At 41.7% G+C, this 21,377-nt stretch carries 18 protein-coding genes and 1 tRNA gene; 3 read left to right on the top strand and 16 right to left on the bottom strand.

The annotated features are described in order from the left end of the window. The first annotated feature begins 168 nt into the window (after positions 1 to 168). The 3 genes from HT723_RS07835 (at position 169) to zwf (ending at position 4,712) form a co-directional block, all read left to right on the top strand. Positions 169 to 2,334, top strand: coding sequence for an ABC transporter substrate-binding protein/permease (locus tag HT723_RS07835; protein WP_172934984.1), 2,166 nt, complete (start codon positions 169 to 171; stop codon positions 2,332 to 2,334). Further along, positions 2,334 to 3,074 carry an amino acid ABC transporter ATP-binding protein gene (locus tag HT723_RS07830; RefSeq protein ID WP_119947837.1) on the top strand — a complete coding sequence of 247 codons (741 nt, stop codon included), beginning with the start codon at positions 2,334 to 2,336 and terminating at the stop codon, positions 3,072 to 3,074. Before HT723_RS07835 ends, HT723_RS07830 begins: the two co-directional genes overlap by 1 nt. A gap of 150 nt (positions 3,075 to 3,224) precedes the next feature. Further along, positions 3,225 to 4,712, top strand: coding sequence for a glucose-6-phosphate dehydrogenase (gene zwf / locus HT723_RS07825; RefSeq protein WP_172934983.1), 1,488 nt, complete (start codon positions 3,225 to 3,227; stop codon positions 4,710 to 4,712). A 45-nt stretch (positions 4,713 to 4,757) separates the two neighbouring features. Here the strand turns inward: zwf and ftsY are convergent, their stop codons facing one another. The 16 genes from ftsY to HT723_RS07745 form a co-directional block, all read right to left on the bottom strand. Next, the gene (gene ftsY, locus HT723_RS07820) at positions 4,758 to 6,047 is read right to left on the bottom strand and encodes a signal recognition particle-docking protein FtsY (protein ID WP_172934982.1); all 1,290 of its coding nucleotides are present in this window, start codon (positions 6,045 to 6,047) and stop codon (positions 4,758 to 4,760) included. Between the two features lie 3 nt (positions 6,048 to 6,050). Further along, positions 6,051 to 6,869, bottom strand: coding sequence for a Cof-type HAD-IIB family hydrolase (locus tag HT723_RS07815; protein ID WP_070479008.1), 819 nt, complete (start codon positions 6,867 to 6,869; stop codon positions 6,051 to 6,053). Then, a complete protein-coding gene (locus HT723_RS07810; protein ID WP_172934981.1) occupies positions 6,869 to 7,663 on the bottom strand; it encodes an HAD family hydrolase in 795 nt (264 codons plus the stop codon). Before HT723_RS07810 ends, HT723_RS07815 begins: the two co-directional genes overlap by 1 nt. Beyond that, positions 7,660 to 11,199 carry a chromosome segregation protein SMC gene (gene smc, locus HT723_RS07805; protein WP_172934980.1) on the bottom strand — a complete coding sequence of 1,180 codons (3,540 nt, stop codon included), beginning with the start codon at positions 11,197 to 11,199 and terminating at the stop codon, positions 7,660 to 7,662. Before smc ends, HT723_RS07810 begins: the two co-directional genes overlap by 4 nt. After that, entirely contained in the window at positions 11,190 to 11,888 is a 699-nt protein-coding gene (gene rnc, locus HT723_RS07800; protein ID WP_000661487.1) for a ribonuclease III, read from the bottom strand. Before rnc ends, smc begins: the two co-directional genes overlap by 10 nt. A 315-nt stretch (positions 11,889 to 12,203) precedes the next feature. Next, positions 12,204 to 12,275: transfer RNA gene (locus tag HT723_RS07795), tRNA-Arg, on the bottom strand. 67 nt (positions 12,276 to 12,342) lie between these two features. Further along, a complete protein-coding gene (locus HT723_RS07790; protein ID WP_100104556.1) occupies positions 12,343 to 13,329 on the bottom strand; it encodes a GMP reductase in 987 nt (328 codons plus the stop codon). Between the two features lie 199 nt (positions 13,330 to 13,528). Next, complete coding sequence (locus HT723_RS07785; protein ID WP_172934979.1) at positions 13,529 to 14,308, bottom strand: Sua5/YciO/YrdC/YwlC family protein; 780 nt, start codon at positions 14,306 to 14,308, stop codon at positions 13,529 to 13,531. A gap of 27 nt (positions 14,309 to 14,335) precedes the next feature. Next, entirely contained in the window at positions 14,336 to 14,929 is a 594-nt protein-coding gene (leuD, locus tag HT723_RS07780; protein WP_172934978.1) for a 3-isopropylmalate dehydratase small subunit, read from the bottom strand. A gap of 9 nt (positions 14,930 to 14,938) precedes the next feature. After that, positions 14,939 to 16,321, bottom strand: a complete 1,383-nt coding sequence (gene leuC, locus HT723_RS07775) for a 3-isopropylmalate dehydratase large subunit (protein WP_172934977.1) — start codon at positions 16,319 to 16,321, stop codon at positions 14,939 to 14,941. A 3-nt stretch (positions 16,322 to 16,324) separates the two neighbouring features. Continuing rightward, positions 16,325 to 16,594, bottom strand: a complete 270-nt coding sequence (locus tag HT723_RS07770; RefSeq protein ID WP_172934976.1) for a DUF1294 domain-containing protein — start codon at positions 16,592 to 16,594, stop codon at positions 16,325 to 16,327. Then, on the bottom strand, positions 16,591 to 17,628 hold the full coding sequence (leuB, locus tag HT723_RS07765; protein WP_172934975.1) for a 3-isopropylmalate dehydrogenase: 1,038 nt from the start codon (positions 17,626 to 17,628) through the stop codon (positions 16,591 to 16,593). Before leuB ends, HT723_RS07770 begins: the two co-directional genes overlap by 4 nt. Before the next feature lie 11 nt (positions 17,629 to 17,639). Further along, the gene (locus HT723_RS07760) at positions 17,640 to 19,202 is read right to left on the bottom strand and encodes a 2-isopropylmalate synthase (RefSeq protein WP_172934974.1); all 1,563 of its coding nucleotides are present in this window, start codon (positions 19,200 to 19,202) and stop codon (positions 17,640 to 17,642) included. 313 nt (positions 19,203 to 19,515) lie between these two features. Next, entirely contained in the window at positions 19,516 to 20,172 is a 657-nt protein-coding gene (locus HT723_RS07755; protein WP_172934973.1) for an MmcQ/YjbR family DNA-binding protein, read from the bottom strand. 43 nt (positions 20,173 to 20,215) lie between these two features. Next, on the bottom strand, positions 20,216 to 20,848 hold the full coding sequence (locus HT723_RS07750) for a copper homeostasis protein CutC (RefSeq protein WP_172934972.1): 633 nt from the start codon (positions 20,846 to 20,848) through the stop codon (positions 20,216 to 20,218). A 92-nt stretch (positions 20,849 to 20,940) separates the two neighbouring features. Beyond that, on the bottom strand, positions 20,941 to 21,300 hold the full coding sequence (locus tag HT723_RS07745) for a YbaN family protein (protein WP_172934971.1): 360 nt from the start codon (positions 21,298 to 21,300) through the stop codon (positions 20,941 to 20,943). Positions 21,301 to 21,377: the final 77 nt, after the last annotated feature.

Raw genomic sequence — 21,377 nt, 5'->3', positions numbered from 1 at the left:
TTATCCTCTTTTACTATATGATATACCTTTATTATAGCACTTCTGTTGTGTGATTCAAGACAAAACAAGAATTATGGATGTTATATTTTCTAACACAGAAATATAAAAATTTGCCTTTTTTTACTTTTTCTGATATAATGGGAAAATATTCGGAAAAGGAGACTAAAAATGAAGAAAAAATTTCTAGCATTTTTGCTAATTTTATTCCCAATTTTCTCATTAGGTATTGCAAAAGCTGAGACGATTAAGATTGTTTCTGATACCGCCTATGCGCCTTTTGAGTTTAAAGATTCAGATCAAACTTATAAAGGAATTGATGTTGACATTATTAACAAAGTCGCTGAGATTAAAGGATGGAACATTCAGATGTCCTATCCTGGATTTGACGCAGCGGTCAATGCGGTTCAAGCTGGTCAAGCTGATGCTATCATGGCAGGGATGACAAAGACGAAAGAACGTGAAAAAGTTTTCACCATGTCTGATACTTACTATGATACAAAAGTTGTCATTGCAACTACTAAGTCACACAAGATTAGTAAATATGACCAATTAAAAGGAAAAACTGTTGGTGTTAAAAACGGAACAGCCGCTCAACGTTTCCTTGAAAGTATCAAGGATAAATACGGTTTTACTATTAAAACATTTGACACTGGTGATTTGATGAACAACAGCTTGACTGCTGGTGCCATCGATGCCATGATGGATGACAAACCTGTTATCGAGTATGCCATTAACCAAGGGCAAAACCTCCATATTGAAATGGATGGGGAAGCTGTAGGAAGTTTTGCTTTCGGTGTTAAAAAAGGAAGCAAATACGAACACCTGGTTACTGAATTTAACCAAGCCTTAGCTGAAATGAAAAAAGATGGTAGTCTTGATAAAATCATCAAGAAATGGACTGCTTCATCATCTTCAGCAGTGCCAACTACAACTACTCTTGCAGGCTTCAAAGCCATTCCTGTTAAAGCTAAATACATCATTGCCAGCGATTCTTCTTTTGCACCTTTTGTTTTCCAAAATTCAAGCAACCAATACACTGGTATTGATATGGAATTGATTAAGGCAATCGCTAAAGACCAAGGTTTTGAAATTGAAATTACCAACCCTGGTTTCGATGCCGCTATCAGTGCTGTTCAAGCTGGACAAGCTGATGGTATCATTGCTGGTATGTCTGTCACAGATGCTCGTAAGGCAACTTTTGACTTCTCAGAATCATACTACACTGCTAATACTATCCTTGGTGTCAAAGAATCAAGCACCATTGCTTCTTATGAGGATTTGAAAGGAAAGACAGTTGGTGTTAAAAACGGAACTGCTTCTCAAACCTTCCTAACAGAAAATCAAAGCAAATACGGCTACAAAATCAAAACCTTCGCTGATGGTTCTTCAATGTATGACAGTTTAAATACTGGGGCAATCGATGCCGTTATGGATGATGAGCCTGTTCTCAAATATTCTATCAGCCAAGGCCAAAAATTGAAAACACCAATCGCTGGAACTCCAATCGGTGAAACAGCCTTTGCCGTTAAAAAAGGAGCAAATCCAGAATTGATTGAAATGTTCAACAACGGACTTGCAAACCTTAAAGCAAACGGAGAATTCCAAAAGATTCTTGATAAATACCTAGCTAGCGAATCTTCAACTGCTTCAACAAGCACTGTTGACGAAACAACTATCTGGGGCTTGCTTCAAAACAACTACAAACAACTCCTTAGCGGTCTTGGTATCACTCTTGCTCTAGCTCTTATCTCATTTGCTATTGCTATTGTTATCGGGATTATCTTCGGTATGTTTAGCGTTAGCCCCTACAAATCTCTTCGTGTCATCTCTGAGATTTTCGTTGACGTTATCCGTGGTATCCCATTGATGATTCTTGCAGCTTTCATCTTCTGGGGAATTCCAAACTTCATCGAGTCTATCACAGGTCAACAAAGTCCAATTAACGACTTCGTAGCCGGTACCATTGCCCTATCGCTCAATGCAGCTGCTTATATCGCTGAGATTGTTCGTGGTGGTATTCAGGCCGTTCCAGTTGGCCAAATGGAAGCCAGCCGAAGCTTGGGTATCTCCTATGGAAAAACCATGCGTAAGATTATCTTGCCACAAGCAACTAAATTGATGTTGCCAAACTTTGTTAACCAATTCGTTATCGCTCTTAAAGATACAACCATCGTATCTGCTATCGGTTTAGTTGAACTCTTCCAAACTGGTAAGATTATCATTGCCCGTAACTACCAAAGTTTCAAGATGTATGCAATCCTTGCTATCTTCTATCTTGTAATTATCACACTTTTGACTAGACTAGCGAAACGCTTAGAAAAGAGGATTCGTTAATGGCAAAATTAAAAATTGATGTAAATGATTTACACAAAAGCTACGGAAAAAATGAAGTTTTAAAAGGAATTACGACCAAATTCTATGAAGGAGATGTTGTTTGTATCATCGGTCCTTCGGGTTCTGGTAAGTCAACCTTCCTCCGTAGCCTAAATCTTTTGGAAGAAGTTACTAGCGGTCACATCACTGTGAACGGTTATGACTTAACTGAAAAAACAACCAACGTTGACCACGTCCGTGAAAATATCGGAATGGTGTTCCAACACTTCAATCTCTTCCCACACATGTCTGTATTGGACAACATCACCTTTGCTCCTATTGAGCACAAGTTGATGACTAAGGAAGAAGCTGAAAAATTGGGAATGGAGTTGCTTGACAAGGTTGGACTAGCAGATAAGGCTAAGGCCTGTCCAGATAGCCTATCAGGTGGTCAAAAACAACGTGTGGCCATCGCTCGTGGACTAGCAATGAATCCAGACATCATGCTCTTTGATGAACCAACTTCTGCCCTTGACCCTGAGATGGTCGGAGACGTACTAAGCGTTATGAAGGAATTAGCGGAGCAAGGCATGACCATGATCATTGTAACCCACGAGATGGGATTTGCCCGTCAGGTTGCCAACCGCGTTATCTTTACTGCAGATGGCGAGTTCCTTGAAGATGGGACACCTGATCAAATCTTTGACAACCCACAACACCCACGTCTGAAAGAATTTTTAGATAAGGTTTTAAACGTTTAAACTCAAACTGTAAGGACTTCCTTGCAGTTTTTTTCTATCTCGTATTGGAATTTTTGATTTTTCGGAAAATTATGTTAGAATTAAGTTTATGAAATGAGGTTTCCTCATACCTAGCAAGACTAGGAATAAAAATAGAAATTAGGTAGCTAGATGTCATCTAAGGTTATTGTTACAATTTTCGGTGCGAGTGGAGACCTGGCTAAACGCAAGCTCTACCCTTCCCTATTTAGACTATATAAATCCGGCAATCTTTCCAAACATTTTGCCGTCATTGGAACTGCCCGTCGTCCTTGGAGCAAGGAATATTTTGAATCTGTTGTAGTCGAATCGATCCTTGATTTGGCAGATAGTACCGAACAGGCTCAAGAGTTCGCTAGCCACTTCTACTATCAAAGTCATGATGTCAACGATACAGAACACTACATTGCTTTGCGTCAATTGCAGGCTGAACTAAATGACAAGTACCAAGCTGAACACAACAAGCTCTTCTTCTTGTCTATGGCACCTCAGTTCTTTGGAACTATTGCCAAACACCTCAAGTCTGAAAATATCGTAGATGGAAAAGGTTTTGAGCGCTTAATCGTTGAGAAACCATTTGGTACAGATTACGCAAGCGCAAGCAAGTTGAATGACGAGCTCCTAGCAACATTTGACGAAGAACAAATTTTCCGTATTGACCATTATCTTGGGAAGGAAATGATCCAAAGTATCTTTGCAGTTCGCTTTGCAAACTTGATTTTTGAAAACGTTTGGAACAAAGACTTTATCGACAATGTTCAAATTACCTTTGCGGAGCGCTTAGGCGTAGAAGAACGTGGTGGCTATTATGATGAATCTGGTGCCCTCCGTGACATGGTACAAAACCACACTCTACAACTCCTTTCCCTTCTTGCCATGGACAAGCCAGCAAGCTTCACAAAAGATGAGATTCGTGCTGAAAAGATTAAGGTTTTTAAAAACCTCTATCATCCAACTGATGAAGAACTTAAAGAACACTTTATCCGTGGTCAATACCGCTCTGGTAAGATTGATGGCATGAAATACATCTCTTATCGTAGCGAGCCAAATGTAAATCCAGAATCTACAACTGAAACCTTTGCATCTGGTGCTTTCTTTGTAGACAGCGATCGATTCCGTGGTGTTCCTTTCTTCTTCCGTACTGGTAAACGTCTGACTGAAAAAGGAACTCATGTCAACATCGTCTTTAAACAAATGGACTCTATCTTTGGTGAGCCACTTGCTCCAAACATTTTGACCATCTATATCCAACCAACAGAAGGATTCTCTCTTAGCCTAAATGGGAAACAAGTAGGAGAAGAATTCAACTTGGCTCCTAACTCACTGGATTACCGTACAGATGCGACCGCAACTGGTGCTTCTCCAGAGCCATACGAGAAATTGATTTATGATGTCTTAAATAACAACTCAACTAACTTTAGCCACTGGGATGAAGTTGGTGCGTCATGGAAATTGATTGACCGTATCGAAGAGCTCTGGGCTGAAAATGGTGCCCCACTTCATGACTATAAAGCTGGAAGCATGGGACCTCAAGCCAGCTTTGACTTACTTGAAAAATTCGATGCCAAATGGACTTGGCAACCAGATATTGCCTATCGTCAAGATGGTCGTTTAGAATAAAAAAATTTCCTGCAAGTTTGTACCTTGCAGGATTTTTGCTTCTGATTAGATTAAACCTTCCAAGAGACCTTTCATAAAGTTTTCTGAGTTAAACTCTCCAATATCATCGATTTTTTCACCAAAACCAATCAATTTTACAGGAATATTGAGTTCTTCTCGGATGGCTAGAACAACACCACCTCGAGCAGTTCCATCAATCTTAGTCAAGACAATTCCTGTCAAAGGGGTGATTTTTGAAAATTCTTTAGCCTGTACCAGGGCATTTTGACCAGTTGAAGCATCTAATGCTAAGAAGGTTTCATGCGGTGCTTCTGGTACAACACGCTTGATGATGCGTCCAATCTTCTCCAACTCAGCCATGAGGTTGTCCTTGTTTTGCAAACGACCAGCGGTATCAATCATGAGAATATCGATACCTTCAGCTACAGCACGTTCCATACCATCAAAGACCACACTGGCTGGGTCAGCTTTTTCAGGTCCAGTCACAACTGGAACGTCCACACGACGGCCCCATTCAGCTAGCTGGGCTACCGCTCCTGCACGGAATGTATCTGCCGCAACCAACATGACTTTCTTACCTGCTTGTTTGTAGCGGTGGGCTAGTTTCCCGATAGAAGTTGTTTTCCCAACACCATTAACCCCAACAAAGAGCATGACTGTCAAGCCATCTTGGAAGTGGATACTTTCATCGTAGTTGCCATCCTTTTCATAAAGCTCAACCAATTTCTCAATGATGACACGGCGCAGTGCATCAGGTTTCTTGGCGTTTTCAAGCTTGGCTTCGTAGCGTAACTCATCTGTTAAGTTAGAAGCGACCTGTACACCAACGTCACTCATGATCAGCAGTTCTTCCAATTCTTCGAAGAATTCTTCATCTACAGAACGGAAATTAGCAAAGAAGGCGTTCAAGCGAGCTCCGAAGCCTGTACGAGTTTTCTTAAGACTGCGGTCATATTTTTCCTGAACAGTTTCTTCTGCTTGAGGCCTTTCTGCTTCAAGAACTTCAGAATTATTTTCTTCTACAGTTTCTAGGAGCTCAGTATTCTCTTCCTCTGGGACTTCTTCTGAGTTTAGCAATTCTTCGACTTCTTCTTGAGAAACTTCTTCAACTGGCTCTGAATCCAGACTTTCTTCAAATGTAACTTGTTTTTCCTCTTCTTGGAGCAGAGCTTCTTCAGAACTTTCAACTTCTGCATCTTCTTGAGGAACTTCCTCAGCTTCTGTGAAGGCAGGATCAACATCTTCAGACAAATCAAGATTTTCCAGAGCTTCTTTTACAACTTCTTCGATTTTAGGTTCTTCTTTTTTTCCGAATAGACGGTCAAATAATCCCATATCTTAGTTCTCCTTTAGCACATATTCTTCGATAGCCCAGGCAACAGCCTCTTCATCGTTGGTCATTGGAGTCACTACATTTGCGACTGCCTTGACTTCAGGAACAGCGTTTTGCATGGCAACACCGAGCCCTGCCCATTCAATCATAGAAAGGTCATTAGCCTCATCACCACATGCCATAACTTGGCTTTGGTCGATTCCAAGATGGCTGATTAGTTTGGCCAAGCCTGTTGCTTTATGAACATTCTTTGGTGACCACTCTAGCAACATTTCACGTGATTTAAAGATCTCATATTGGTCAAACAATTCTGGAGAAATCTTCTGAATAGCTGCATCCAAGGGTTCTTGAGCAAAGGCAGTCACGCACTTATTGTAGGTCATCTGACTAGATAGGTCTTCAAAGTCCAATGGAACAAAGGTCAATGCTGGATTGAATTTGGCATAAAGACTTTCTTGGTCCGATTGAATTTGATAAACTGTTCCTTCTGAGATAGCATCAAGAGGCAGTGATAATTTCTCTGTTTCCTCATACAAGCGTGCCACATCATCATATGAAAAGACTGTTTTATCAAGGATTTCACCTGTATTTTTCTGAACCAAACCACCATTAAAAGTAATCGTATACTCATCTTCATGGCCGTCAGTCCCTAGCTCATGGAGAAAGAAATCCATAGCTTTTAAGGGACGACCAGTTGTCAATACGACCTTGATACCACGATCACGCGCAGCTTTCAAGGTTGCCTTGGTACGATCCGTCAGCCTTTTATCAGTAGTCAGCAAGGTCCCGTCCAAGTCCAATGCAATCAATTTTATATCTGCCATTATAAGCCCTCCATATAAGCTATAACCGACTGGTCCTTATGGTGACCAATCACAGTTTCTGCTAATTCTAAAATTTCTGGTCGTGCATTTTCAGGAGCCACAGGATGTCCCACAACCTGCAACATATGCAAGTCATTTAGATTGTCTCCAAAAGCTAGAACCTGATCCATTGTGATACCAAGTTTTTTAGCTAATTCAACAATGGCCACACCCTTATCGACATAGTCCAGAACAATATCAATGGATTCAAAGCCAGTTGTCATGGCCTTAACACCAGGAACATGTTCATTAACCCAAGCTTCCCCAGCTTCTAGCGTTTCTTCTGTGAAGTTGGTTGTAAATTTGAAAATGTCATCTGTAATATCTTCTAGACTCGCTACTTTTTGAATATTTTCATTATAGTGCTGGCTCACTTTTAAATAGGTCTCATCAACCGTATCTAGCACATAAGAGCCTTTTTTCCCCGTCAAGAGCAATTTATTAATATCTACATAAGGTGACGTTTTCAGCTTTTCAAAAGTTGATAGATAAAACTCACGAGACATGGTCGCTTCATACAAGTCCTGACCTTGATATTCGACCAAACTGCCATTTTCTGCGATAAAAATAATGTCATCACGAACATCAGCAAATAATTTTTCTAGAGATAAAAATCCGCGCCCCGAAGCCACCGCAAAGTAAATCCCTTTTTCCTTGTAAGAAACCAAGAGAGACTTGAGGCGGTCCATATCAAAGCGTCCATTCTCATCTAGGAAGGTTCCGTCCATATCCGTTGCTACTAGTTTAATTGTCATCCTTCAATACTTTCTAAATCTTTTAACTTCACCGAAACAATTTTTGAGACACCTGATTCTTGCATAGTCACGCCATAGATAGAATCAGCCGCTGCCATGGTTCCCTTACGGTGGGTCACAACGATGAACTGGCTGTCCTTGTCAAAGCGGTTGAGGTAATCCCCAAAACGTTTAACATTAGCTTCATCCAGCGCAGCTTCTACCTCATCCAAGATAACAAATGGAATAGTCTTGACACGGATAATGGAGAAGAGCAAAGCAAGAGCCGATAGGGCTTTTTCACCACCACTCATAAGGTTGAGAGACTGGATTTTCTTACCTGGTGGTTGAACAGAAATCTCAACCCCAGCTGTCAGCAAGTCTCCCTCAGTCAAAATGAGGTCCGCCTGACCTCCGCCAAACATCTGTTTGAAGGTCACTTTAAAGGACTCACGAATAGCTTCAAAAGTTGATTTAAAGCGTTCCTTGACCTCATCATTCATCTCTGTAATGGTCTCAAGGAGCAGGTTTTTCGCTGACAAAATGTCATCTCGCTGGCTATTGAGGAAATCCAGACGGCTGTGAACTTCTTCGTACTGTTCAATAGCATCCAAATTGACAGGACCCAGTGAGCGAATAGCCTTCTCCAAATCCTGCACCTCTTGCTCTGACAGATTGAGATTTTCCAATTCATGCGCCTTTTCTAGAGCTTCAGTATAGCTAATCTGATACTGGTCTGTTAATTGACCTTGTAAATAGCGCAAGCGCTCGCTGACCTTTTCTTTCTTGGATTCAGCACGTGTTTGCTTGCGAATCCACTCTTCATTCTGCTGGCGAGCCTGATCCAAATGACTAGCAATATCATCCAGTTGACCTTCAATATCATCCAACTCAAACTGCTTACAAATTAAACCTTGTTGGAGGTTTGTTTTCTGCATTTTGGCTTCTTCTACCTGTTGACTGAGCAATTCTGTATCAACTTTCTCAAGATTGTCAACCTTTTCTTGAAGAAGGCGCTGGATTTCCTCTTGTTCGATATTCAGATTATCCAATTCCTTGCCTAGACGGTCAATATCAGCCACTTCATAACGTTTTTGCCCTTGCAGTTCTGTCTTAAGCAGGCGAGCTTGCGCTAGCTCTTCCTGCAAATTTTGATAGCGTTCTTGGATGGCATTTTTGTTGGACTTAATTTCTTCAATCTCAGCTTCCAGATTTTGCTTGTCACTGGCAATGGTAGCAAGGCGATCTTGGCATTTTTCCTTATCTGCTTGCCAATCTCCGTCAGAAAGACGATCTAATTCCTCTTCTTGGAGTTTCCAAAGAGTTTCTAATTCTTCGACTTGCTGACTGGTCTGCTGATAAGCAAGAGACAAGCCTTGCTCCTGAATACGAGCCTGCTCTCCTTGAGATTTGATAGCTTCTAATGATTCGGTCAATCTAGCCATCTGGTCTTGCAAGGTCTTCAAAGTCGACTCTTCTGAACGCAGACTTGCTTCTTCTTCAGCAATTTCTTTTTGTAATTGCTCCAGTTCTGGCTTGATAAAAATGCTGTTATTCTGGCGATTAGCACCACCCGCATAGGAACCACCCGTGCGCAATTCTGTCCCATCCAGTGTTACCATACGAACCTGATAACGAACCTGGCGAGCTGCTGCACGCGCATGTTCCACACTATCAAAAATAGCTGTTGTAGCTAGCAAGTTCTTGAAAATGGCTTCCAGTCTAGTATCGAATGTCACCAACTCATCTGCCATGCCCAGAAATCCTGGACTTGCAGCAATAGCACCTTGGTTCTGACTAGAAATCGTACGCGCCTTAATAGTGGTCAAAGGAAGGAAGGTCGCGCGACCGGATCTGTTTCGTTTAAGGAAATCAATAGCTTTGGTTGCTGCCTCTTCATCTTCCACGATGATGTGCTGACTACTGGCTCCAAGCGCAATCTCCAGGGCAGTTTGATAATGCACATCAAAGGTCAGATGCTCACTGACTGCACCAATAATTCCACCAAGGCGGGCTTTTTCTTGGAGAACACTCTTAACACCTGCATAAAAGTTACTATGATTTCTCAGGATATTTTCCAAACTTTGAGCTCTGGCCTGCTTATTTTTAAGACTGTCCAGACGGTCAAATAGTTGACTTTGTTGAGCTTGATAGGAAGCTTTCTGCTCCTCTTGCTCCTTGGCAATAGCTTGGTAGTCGCCCAATAATTTATGAACATGCTCCTTAGCAGTTTCAAGCTCCGCCATTTGCTGACTAGCCTTCTCTTTAGCTGTAGCCAGTTGTTCTTTCAGCTTTTCTAGTTGATCTGCTTGTTTTTGAGAAAGCTGACGACTATTTTCCAACTCGTTTTCGATACGGGTCAACTGGTTTGAGACATCGACTTCTTCCTGTAAAAGCGCCACAAAGCGTTCACGTAAAAGCTCAATCATCTGATCAGGATCATCTGAAAAAGCTAGCAATTCAGCCTCTAAACGATTGAGTTTTTGATTATTTTGGACTAGATTTTCCTCTAACAGAGTTAAAGAGCTTTCTTTATCAGATTTTTCTTTGCTGAGTGAATTTCTCTTATCCTCCAAAGCAGACAAACGGGCTTGTGCCTCCTGTTGATTGAGGGCTACTTGCTCAGATTCTAATTTCGATAGGGCTAATTTTCTCTCTAAATCACTAATCAGACTGGTCAAATCCATCAAACTGCCTTGGTCTTTAGCCATTTCAGCCTGTAAATCTTGGCGTTGCTTTTTAAGAGTTTGATTTTCTTCTTCTAATTTTTCACGCTTTTGGTAATAGCTTGTCAAGAGTTCCTGAACCTGTACCAACTCTTCTTCTGTCGACTCTAGTTCAGACTTATTTTCCTTGATTTGAGCAACAAGGACATCCAAGTAAATAGCCTTGCGTTGACCTTCCAAATCTAAAAACTTACGAGCATTTTCAGCTTGCTTCTCAAGAGGCTTGATTTGATTATCCAACTCGTAGATAATGTCCTCTAAGCGGTCTAGATTATCCTGAGTTTGCTGTAGCTTGCTCTCAGTTTCTTTTCTGCGAGTCTTGTATTTCAAAACTCCTGCAGCTTCTTCAAAAATGGCACGGCGTTCTTCAGGCTTGGAGTTGAAAATCTCCTCAACCTTGCCTTGGGAAATGATGGAGAAAGAATCTCGTCCCAAACCTGTATCCAAGAAGAGGTCATTAATATCACGCAGACGGACTTTCTTGCCATCAATCTTGTATTCGCTATCTCCACTACGATAGATATGGCGTTCTACCCTGATTTCTTGACCAGCATCCTTGATAAATGCGTCATGATTATCCAGAGTCACAATTACAGAAGCATAATTGAGCGGTTTGCGACTCTCTGTTCCGGCAAAGATGACATCTGGCATCTTGCCACCACGGAGACTCTTAACACTAGACTCCCCCAAGGCCCAACGCAGACTTTCTGTAATATTCGACTTGCCAGATCCATTGGGTCCAACGACTGCCGTTACACCTTGGTCAAAGATGACCTTGGTCTTGTCAGCAAAAGACTTGAATCCCTGAATTTCGATTTCCTTTAAATACATGAATCCAGCCCTTTCTCAACGGCATTTTTGGCAGCTTCTTGCTCTGCTAATTTCTTAGAACGACCTTGACCTTGACCAATGCTCTTACCTTCAACTAGGACTTCTACATCAAATACCTTATCGTGAGCAGGACCCGTTTCAGAAATCACCTGATAACGGATAGCTACATCTCCATTGACCTGAAGTAACTCTTGGAGATGGGTTTTGTAGTCTGTAATCATCTCAAACTCGCCTGCTTCAACCTTAGGAATCATGACTTGGTAGATAAATTCCTTGACCTTGGCCACATCCTTATCCAAAAGAAGGGCGCCAAGAAAGGCTTCGAAGGCATCACCAAGAATGGTATCACGATTGCGCCCACCAGACTTTTCTTCTCCTTTACCAAGTTTTATAAACTGGTCAAACTGGCAATCACGGGCAAAACCAGCCAAACTCTCCTCGCGGACAATCATAGCACGGAGTTTGGACAAATCGCCTTCAGGCTTTTTAGGATATTTTTTATACAGATATTCTGAAATCAATAACTGTAGAACAGCGTCTCCTAAAAATTCCAAGCGTTCATTGTGTGAAATTTTTAAGAGGCGGTGCTCATTAGCATAACTCGTATGAGTAAAGGCAGTCTCCAGTAAATTTTTGTCTGCAAATTCGATTGCAAAATGGTTCTTTAGTACAGTTTGTAATTCTTTCATACCAACCTCTTTCTAACTGATAACAGTCCTTTTTATTATATCAAAAAAAGCCCCCTGAGTCACTTTAAAACAGGACTGGAGAGGATTTGGGCATTCTTTAGATAGAGATTTTCAGTTTTATACTAAGAGCAAACTAGGAAGCTNNCTCAAAGCACTGCTTTGAGGTGGTAGATAAGACTGACGAAGTCAGTTACATATATCTACGACAAGCCAATGCTGATGTGGTTTGAAGAGATTTTCGAAGAGTATTAGGGCTAAATTTGGGGTAATATAAAGAAAAAAGCCCTATTTAAAGGCTTTTTTAGGATATTTACATCCACCCTGAGGGAATCGAACCCCCATCTCAAGAACCGGAATCTTACGTGATATCCATTACACTAAGGGTGGAAACTTGTTTTATTATAACAGAAATTTGCTCTAATAACAAGTTTTTTTTCTAGTGAGATAGGCCGTCTTAGTGGGAAGCATCCCCATTCCAGATAGAGTTTTTCACGATCACATAATCAACGTGTTTAAGGTCAGCAACCTGACGTCCACCTGCGTATGAAATGGCACTTTGCAAATCTTGTTCCATCTCAGTTAGAGTGTCTTGCAAATGACCTTTGGCAGGAAGCAAGATGCGTTTGCCTTCCACGTTTTTGTAGGCTCCTTTTTGATATTGTGAAGCTGAACCATAGTATTCTTTGAATTGTTCACCATCGACTTCAATCGTTTTCCCTGGACTTTCGATGTGTCCAGCAAAGAGGGAACCAATCATGACCATGCTAGCACCGAAACGGATAGACTTGGCAATATCTCCGTGAGTACGAATTCCACCATCTGCGATAATCGGTTTACGTGCAGCCTTAGCACACCAGCGTAGAGCAGCCAACTGCCAACCTCCTGTGCCAAAACCAGTCTTGACCTTGGTGATACAAACCTTACCAGGACCGATTCCGACCTTAGTAGCATCCGCACCAGCATTCTCCAATTCACGCACAGCTTCTGGTGTTCCCACATTTCCAGCAATGACAAAAGTATCTGGTAATTCTTTCTTGATGTGTTGAATCATAGAAATCACGCTATCTGCATGACCATGAGCAATATCAATCGTGATGTATTCTGGAGCATCAGCCTTGAGCTGGCTAACAAAATCATACTCATAGTCTTTAACACCGACAGATATAGAAGCAATGAGACCTTGTTCGTGCATGCGTTTAATAAAAGAAATGCGTCCTGCTTCATCAAAACGGTGCATAATGTAGAAGTAACCACCTTTAGCCAGTTGCTCTGCTACATTTTCATCCAAAATCGTCTGCATATTAGCTGGCACAACAGGTAGTTTAAAGGTGTGATTTCCTAGAGTGACGCTTGTGTCCGCTTCTGCACGGCTTTTAATCACACATTTATTTGGAATCAATTGAATATCTTCGTAATCAAAAATTGGAAATTCATTTAACATATCGATGTCTCGTTTCTTTTGTAATGACCTACCTATGCTCTCGCATCACTACGCCTTTTCCGACGTTTCCTTAATTAATTATAAATCAAAGTACAGTTTTTGTCAAATAATGTTATAAATTAAAATGTATTGTTCGGTTTTTACTTATATCAAAGACAAAAAAGTGGAGAGATTATTTTCTCCCCAATTATTCTACATCCTAATAATACTCTCCCTGACGGTAGTCCCATGAGTTAAAGGTGTCTGTCAGGTACATCATAATCTTATCAATATCAAGCCCTTTACGGATTACAACTGGTGCTGGTGATGTTGAACGAGCTCCTCCTTGTTCTGGGATGAGTTTGCCTTCTTTATCAACCATAGAGACCATCACACCTTGCTCGTAGCGAGTTTCAATCGTTTTGTCAGGCTGGATTGATGCCACATAGTCGTCTGCCTCGATAACAAGGTCCACTGCTCCTTCAATACGTTCTCCTATACCTTCTACCTTACCACGGTTTCCTTTTCCAGATGGGTTTGCAGATGAGGCATAAACCATTTTACCTTCTTCCCAAAGTTTGGCAGCCAATTGTTCACCAGCTTTCCCAAACTTGATAACGAAACAGCTAGTACCACGCACGTCAGTCATCAGCTCTTCACGACCATCACCGTATGCTTTGAGTTTTTCAAAAGCTTCTGGTTTCCAAGGAAGGATACAACCAAGAAGAATATCTTCATCCCAATGTTTTTGGTAGAAGGCTTCAATTTCTGGGTTGAGTTGTGCTAAGGCGCGAAGCTCATCCATGCTACCACAGAGAACAACACCTGGTTTGTTACGGTTACGTTCTTTGGCTTCAAACTTACGTTCAAGACCAGCCTTATCGCTAGTCATGATGATGTAACCAACTTTTGTAGGACAAACGATACATCCGCCCTCACCTTTTAAAATGTCATAGCCTTCTTGTGAAAGTGTTCCGTTCCATTGAATGTGTTTTGTCATAGTTCTATTTCCTTTTCTATTTTTCTTCTAATCCTGCCAGTAGGCTGGTCGTTGTTTTTCATAAGCAGCAATCAAATCTTCATACTGCAAGGTAATACCGATATCATCCAAACCATTTAAGAGCTTGTGTTTCCACTCGCTATCGATTTCAAAAGTGAATTCTCCAACTGGTGAGATGATTTTTTGTTGTTCCAAGTCCACAGTTATCTGGTCACTTGGTTGTAGCTGGGATAATTTCTCTCTAACTTCTCTGGGCTGAACAATGGGCAACATACCATTATTGAGTTCATTATTGTAATGAATATCCCCAAAAGACCCTGCAATCACGACTTTGAAACCATAGTCCGCCAGAGCCCAAGCTGCGTGTTCTCTGGACGATCCTGCGCCAAAGTTATCCCCTGAGATGAGAATACTGGCTTTCCGATATTCAGGTCGGTTAAAGACAAAGTCTGGGTCCTCAGTGTACTTGTCATCCAGATAACGCCAAGCATACATGAGGTACTTACCAAAGCCTTTCTTATCAATTAACTTGAGAAACTGCTTGGGTAGGATTTGGTCAGTGTCGATATTATCATTCATGAGAGGAACGGTCGTTCCTGTATAAACTGTAAATTTCTCCATATCCTCTCCTTACTGGGCTTCTGGCATTTGTCGAACATCCACGAAGCGCCCTGCGATAGCTGCCGCAGCTGCCATAGCTGGACTGCAGAGATGTGTCTTAGCACCAAATCCTTGTCTATCTTCAAAGTTACGATTGCTAGTTGAAGCACAGTGGACACCATCAGGTACCTTGTCAGGATTCATTCCTAGGCACATAGAGCAACCTGGGTCCCTCCACTCAAAACCAGCATCCAGAAAGACCTTATCCAAGCCCAACTTCTCAGCAGCTCGTTTGACAGGACGAGAGCCCGGAACCACAATTGCTGTTAGATTGGGAGCAATTTTCTTCCCTTTAACAAATCGCGCAGCCAGCTGTAAATCGCTGAGACGAGCATTGGTACAAGACCCGATAAAAATATAACCTAGTTCAATGTCCTCTGGCTTTTGACCAGGCTTCAAGTTCATATAATTGTAGGCTCGCTCATCGTTCATATCTTTGATTTCAGGGAAGCTACTGTCAAAGTCAACCCCCATAGCAGGGGTGGTTCCCCAGGTTACCATAGGAGCTAAGTCTGAGACATCCATCCGAATAACCTTATCGTAAACGGCATCATCATCACTGACAATTGTTTTCCAATCCGCCACAGCCTCTTCGAAATCCACTGGAACACACTCGCGTCCCTTAAGATAATCATAGGTGGTTTGATCTGGATTCATGATTCCCATCTTGGAGCCAAACTCGATAGACATATTGCAGATGGTCATTCGCTCTTCCATGCTCAGTGCATCAATAGCTTGTCCACGATATTCCACGACATAACCAACACCACAAGCAACGCCGTACTTAGCAATCAAGGCTAAAATGAAATCCTTGGAGTAAACTCCTTTTTGAGGGACACCAGTGAATTCTACCAACATTTTCTTTGGTTTGACCTGCCAGAGGGTTTGGGTAGCAAAAACATGCTCAACCTCACTGGTCCCAATTCCAAAAGCGATTGCTCCGAAAGCTCCGTGGGTTGCTGTATGGCTGTCTCCACAGACGATGAACTTTCCTGGTTGGGTCCGTCCTGTTTCAGGTCCAACCATATGAACAATACCCTGCTTTTCAGAACCGTGGGCCGCATGTTCAATTCCAAACTCCTCAACATTTTCAGCCAGCTTATCAATTTGAGCCTTTGAAATGACATCTCGAATATCGTAGATATTGACCGTCGGGACATTGTGGTCAAAGGTTCCAAATGTCAAGTCTGGTCGTCTCAATCTTCGTCCTGTATCTCGCAAACCTTGAAAGGCTTGAGGGCTGGTCACTTCATGGATATAGTGCTGGTCCACATACATGAGTTGAGGCTGCCCCTCTTCTCCTGTTATGACATGACGGTCCCATAATTTATCAAAAATCGATTTTCCTGCCATCCATTACCTCCAAATAACATATAAGGCTACTAGTGTTGTCACCATCCCCAGAAACCAAACTGTTTTAAAGTACCATTTTCTAGTCTTGTGGTGAAAAGTGATTCCTGCTAACCAAGCTCCAAAACCACCACAAGTAAAGGCTAAAATGAGTAAGATTTTCTCTGGAATGCGCCAAGTTCTTCTCCTTGCCTTGGATTTGTCAATGCCATAAATCAAGAAAATGATAACATTCCAAATCAAGAGAACTAGAGTAATTTTTTCGTCTATCTTCATAACCTTGCAATAATGGCTTCTGTCATTTCCTTGGTCGAAGCCTGTCCACCTAAATCTCTTGTTAAAACACCAGCTGCCAAACTGGCTTCTACTGCACGTTCGATACGCTCCGCATCCTCATAACGTCCAAAACTATCTCTCAACATCATGGAAACTGATAAAATCATGGAGATAGGATTTGCAATTCCTTGATCAGCAATATCAGGAGCTGAACCGTGAATTGGCTCATAGAGACTTGGTCCATTTTCAGAATGACTGGCTGATGGCATGACGCCAAGTGTACCAGATAGAACGCTTGATTCATCTGAGAGAATATCTCCGAAAAGATTCTCCGTCACGATGACATCAAACTTAGCAGGATTGGTAATCATAAGCATGGCAGCTGAGTCCACTAACTGGTGTTCCAAGGTCACATCTGGAAAATCATGCGCAACTTCCTCAGCCACTTTTCTCCAGAGTTTTGATGTTGCCAAAACATTTTGTTTATCGATGCTGGTAACGATTTTTCTGCGATTTCTTGCAATTTCAAAGGCTTTGCGAACAATCCGCTCCACTTCCTCATAGCTATAGTCGTTGATATCACGCGCTTTTCTTTCTTCAAGGATATGATCCCCAAAGTAAATCCCGCCTGTCAACTCCCGCACAACGACAAAGTCCACCCCAGCAATTCGTTCTGATTTTAGTGGTGACAAATGCTTGAGACTGTCAAAGATTTTTACAGGGCGAATATTAGCGTAAAGATTGAGTTCCTTACGGAGAGCTAGCAAGCCTTGTTCAGGCCGAACCGTTTCACTATCATACCGGGGACTACCGATAGCCGCTAGGAGAATGGCATCTGCTTCACGACATACCTTGAGGGTTTCATCAGGTAAGGGATGCCCTGCAGCATCAATACCTGCACCTCCAAAAGGTCGTTTGTCTATTTCATAGACAAAGCCTGTTTTTTTAGCTAGAGCCTCCAGGACCTCTAAACCAGCCTCCATGATTTCTGGGCCAATTCCGTCCCCTGCTAAAGCTACTATTTTCTTTGTCATAGCCTTCTCCTTTACACACTAGGCATATCGCGATAGGAAACGCTAGGTCCCATCTCACCAGCATTCTCTTTTTGAACAAAGGTATTAGCGTTTATATAGGCAATAGCTGAAGCCTTCAACACATCGAAATCAAGGCCTGCTGCGTTAAAGATGGTTTCTGTATCTCTGTTTTCAACAGTGACCAAGACCCGAGCCTGGGCATCAATTCCATCTGTCACAGCATCAATGGTATAGGACACCAAGCGGACGGATTGGTTAAAGAATTTGTCGATAGCGTTAAAAATCGCTTCAACGGAACCTTGCCCTGTTGCATTAAATTCGACCTTCTCACCATCCATATTAGCCAGACTAACGAGTGCTTCAATGTCATTATCTGCATGGGTTTGCAGTTGTAAATCATCAAAGTGGAAGCCTTCTGGATTTTCAACCATGGTTCCAGCTACCAGAGCACGAATATCTGCATCTGTGATTTCTTGCTTCTTATCGGCCAGATCCTTGAACTTAGCAAAGAGTGGTTTGATATCCTCTTCTGTAAAGTCTAGGGCCAATTCTCTTAGTTTCTCGACAAAGGCATGGCGACCTGACAATTTTCCAAGTGGGAGGCTATTACTCTTGACACCGACCAATTCAGGGGTGATAATCTCATAAGTGAGAGGATTTTTAAGAACTCCATCTTGGTGAATACCAGATTCGTGAGAGAAGGCATTACCACCAATCACAGCCTTGTTTTTAGGAACTGGGATACCTGAGAAGCGAGAAACCATTTCTGACGTATTGATGGTCTCATTTAGGACAATACTGGTCTCTGCTTGGTAGTAATCTTGGCGAATATTGAGCGCCACTGCTATTTCTTCCAAAGCAGCATTTCCAGCTCGCTCACCAATACCGTTGATAGTTCCTTCGACACGTCCTGCCCCATTCTTGACAGCAGCAAGGCTATTAGCTACTGCCATTCCGAGGTCATCATGACAGTGAGGCGAATAGGTAATCTGACGATCTGTCTTGACATTCTCAATCAAGTATTTGAAGATAGCGCCGTATTCCTCTGGTGTGGTAAATCCTACCGTGTCAGGGATATTGATATAAGTTGCACCTGCATCGACCGCTGTTTGAACAACTTGCAAGAGGAAATCCAACTCTGTTCTGGTCGCATCCTCTGGAGAGAATTCGACCACTTCAAACTTAGAACGAGCATAAGAAACATGCTCCTTAATAGCTTCCAAAATCTCTTCCTTGCTCTTATTGAGCTTATACTTGCGGTGAATGGGACTGGTAGCGATAAAGACGTGAACCTGTGGATATTTGGCATCCTTGAGGGCTTCGTAACAAGCATCAATATCAGACTTGACCGAACGTGCCAAACCAGTCACCGCCGTTTTCTTCAAGACCTTAGCAATCTCCTGCACTGCCGTAAATGAGTCTGGACTAGCCGCCGGAAAACCAGCTTCGATGGCTGAAATACCCCATTTCTCCAGCTGTCTTGCTATGGCAATTTTTTCCTTGATTGAAAAATTAACGCCCGGTGTCTGCTCTCCATCCCGAAGGCTGGTATCTAGAAATTCAACTGTTCGCATAAGATTTCCCCTTTTCCAAATGTGGTTTTAAAAAAACATCTCGCTCAGAAACCCAAGCGAGATGTTGATTTACTCCCGCTTGGTAAGCCAAACAGGACTAATGCATTTTGCACTAGCCCGAGTACCTCAACAACAAAGCAAATTGATTAAACTTAGCTGTTTTCATGTTTGACTTTCTCCTTCGTTTGATATCTTGTTAAGTATTTTAGCATAGGCAAAAGCACTTGTCAAGAAAAAATCAAATATTTTCTGAAAATTTCTTCAGTATAGAATATTTAGCTAATTGAAAGTTATTGAAAATCCTTGAAATGTTTCATTTTTTAGAAGTTAAATTCCAACTTTTTTCTATCAATTCCAGTACCATTTCATCTGACAAAGTATCATCTAATACCACACTAATCCAGTAGCGTTTGTTCATATGAAAAGCTGGATAAATGCCCTTTTGTGAAAGCAGGTCCACTACTTGATCATGTTTGAGATTGACTGCTTCCACTAATCCTTCTCTGCCCTTATCTAGCCTATCCCAAGGTATTCTCATCAAAACAGCATACCACTTTTTATTGCCTTCGTGTCTTAACACTGCTGTATCAGGCGATTTCTCCCACAAATACTCCAACTGATTTCCATACTTTTCCTGAACTTGAGTCATGATACGCTTAGTCTGAGGGAAGATGAAATCCTGAACATCAAAACAAGTCTTCCGTATCTGGTAAAGAATCTCCAAACAAGCCTCACGGACACTTCCTACAAAACTTCCCCTCATGCTTTCCATATGGACTTGAGGATAGAGGTCGCCCGTTTCCCGGTCAAAGACCTGAAAACTCACATTATCAGCAGTGATGGATACAATCATGACAAAGTCACCTTGCAAAATTTGGCAACTATAGGTCCAGACTCCACTATTTTCTACAAAACCATAGGCACGAGCCTTTTCTTGATTAAACTGATAGGATTTAAAAATTTCAAACATAAGTGAAAACTGCTACCAAAAGCTAGCAGTTCCTTTCTATTTTTTAAAAGACAACCTTGGTTCCGTGCAATTGTGTCACGCCTATCTGATCGATAAAGGTTTGACGGTTGTCAAGGTCAATCCCCCCACCTGGTAGAATTTCAATCTTACCTTTAGCATGTTCCAAAATTCTGTGATAGTGAGCAAAACGTTTTTCTAAGGAATCGCCAGACACACCAGCGCGAGTTAGGATACGGGTGACACCTGCTTGGCTGAGCCAGTCAATTACCTCCAACTGGTCTTCATCACTCAATTCATCAAAGGCCATGTGGAAGACAATTTCCATTCCTTTTGACGCAGCTATCAACTTTTCAAGATTAGTCTTATCCAACTTTTTATCAGCAGTTAAAGCCCCAAATACAACCCCTTGACTTCCAGCCTGAGCAGTCAAACGAATGTCTTCTAGCATAATAGCAATTTCTAGTTCATTATAGACAAAGTCACCACCACGTGGACGAATCATGGTCATGATGGTTGTATCGTAGTTAGCTGCCAGTTCAACCGCTGCCTTAGTCACTCCATAGCTGGGTGTTGTCCCACCAACTGCTAGATTATCACAGAGTTCAATCCGACGAGCTCCAGCCTGCATCGCTTTTTCAAGTAAAGTCACATTTTCAGCACAAAATTCGTAAATCATTTGATTCTCCTTGAATATTACTTCAAATTTATTATATCATATTGTTATGAATATGCTTTCAATTTTATCAAGGCAAATAACTACTGTTTTAACTATTCTTTGTCTGGAATGACCTTGAAGAGATAATAAGTGATAAAGATGGTCAAAGCACCCAGACCGATTTTGACTGGTAAAAGAGGTGCAAAATAAATAGAAATTCCCATCAAGACGTAGATAGAGACGATGATTTTTTTCTTTCGTTCACGCGTAATAGACTTAGTCTCGCGAAAATCAGCTACATATGTTTGATAGAGCTTGGTATGATAAAGCCAGTCTTCGAAACGCTTGGAACTTCTGGAGAAACAAGCAATAGACAACAAAAGGAAAGGCGTTGTGGGTAGCAAAGGCAAAACAACCCCAATAATAGCCAAGGCCAGCGATAAGAAACCAATAATTAGATAGATAATACGCATAACTTCTCCTAGTTAATACTCTTCGAAAATCTCTTCAAACCAGGTCAGCTTCCATCTTCAACCTCAAAGCAGTGCTT

Origin of the sequence: Streptococcus sp. 2106 (genome assembly GCF_013277315.1) — a bacterium.
In the GTDB taxonomy this organism is placed as follows: domain Bacteria; phylum Bacillota; class Bacilli; order Lactobacillales; family Streptococcaceae; genus Streptococcus; species Streptococcus pseudopneumoniae.
The sequence above is the reverse complement of the archived record's forward strand: the minus strand, read 5'-3'. Positions and strand labels throughout refer to the sequence as shown.

Excerpts from the sequence above, each read along its gene's own strand:
- HT723_RS07810 (WP_172934981.1), bottom strand. The coding sequence starts at position 7,663 with ATGACAATTAAACTAGTAGCAACGGATATGGACGGAACCTTCCTAGAT.
- ftsY (WP_172934982.1), bottom strand. The coding sequence starts at position 6,047 with ATGGGATTATTTGACCGTCTATTCGGAAAAAAAGAAGAACCTAAAATC.
- smc (WP_172934980.1), bottom strand. The coding sequence starts at position 11,199 with ATGTATTTAAAGGAAATCGAAATTCAGGGATTCAAGTCTTTTGCTGAC.
- HT723_RS07815 (WP_070479008.1), bottom strand. The coding sequence starts at position 6,869 with ATGGCAGATATAAAATTGATTGCATTGGACTTGGACGGGACCTTGCTG.
- HT723_RS07835 (WP_172934984.1), top strand. The coding sequence starts at position 169 with ATGAAGAAAAAATTTCTAGCATTTTTGCTAATTTTATTCCCAATTTTC.
- zwf (WP_172934983.1), top strand. The coding sequence starts at position 3,225 with ATGTCATCTAAGGTTATTGTTACAATTTTCGGTGCGAGTGGAGACCTG.
- HT723_RS07755 (WP_172934973.1), bottom strand. The coding sequence starts at position 20,172 with ATGTTTGAAATTTTTAAATCCTATCAGTTTAATCAAGAAAAGGCTCGT.
- HT723_RS07790 (WP_100104556.1), bottom strand. The coding sequence starts at position 13,329 with ATGTTAAATGAATTTCCAATTTTTGATTACGAAGATATTCAATTGATT.
- leuC (WP_172934977.1), bottom strand. The coding sequence starts at position 16,321 with ATGGCAGGAAAATCGATTTTTGATAAATTATGGGACCGTCATGTCATA.
- HT723_RS07760 (WP_172934974.1), bottom strand. The coding sequence starts at position 19,202 with ATGCGAACAGTTGAATTTCTAGATACCAGCCTTCGGGATGGAGAGCAG.
- rnc (WP_000661487.1), bottom strand. The coding sequence starts at position 11,888 with ATGAAAGAATTACAAACTGTACTAAAGAACCATTTTGCAATCGAATTT.
- HT723_RS07745 (WP_172934971.1), bottom strand. The coding sequence starts at position 21,300 with ATGCGTATTATCTATCTAATTATTGGTTTCTTATCGCTGGCCTTGGCT.
- HT723_RS07770 (WP_172934976.1), bottom strand. The coding sequence starts at position 16,594 with ATGAAGATAGACGAAAAAATTACTCTAGTTCTCTTGATTTGGAATGTT.
- HT723_RS07750 (WP_172934972.1), bottom strand. The coding sequence starts at position 20,848 with ATGATTTACGAATTTTGTGCTGAAAATGTGACTTTACTTGAAAAAGCG.
- leuD (WP_172934978.1), bottom strand. The coding sequence starts at position 14,929 with ATGGAGAAATTTACAGTTTATACAGGAACGACCGTTCCTCTCATGAAT.
- HT723_RS07830 (WP_119947837.1), top strand. The coding sequence starts at position 2,334 with ATGGCAAAATTAAAAATTGATGTAAATGATTTACACAAAAGCTACGGA.
- leuB (WP_172934975.1), bottom strand. The coding sequence starts at position 17,628 with ATGACAAAGAAAATAGTAGCTTTAGCAGGGGACGGAATTGGCCCAGAA.
- HT723_RS07785 (WP_172934979.1), bottom strand. The coding sequence starts at position 14,308 with ATGACAAAACACATTCAATGGAACGGAACACTTTCACAAGAAGGCTAT.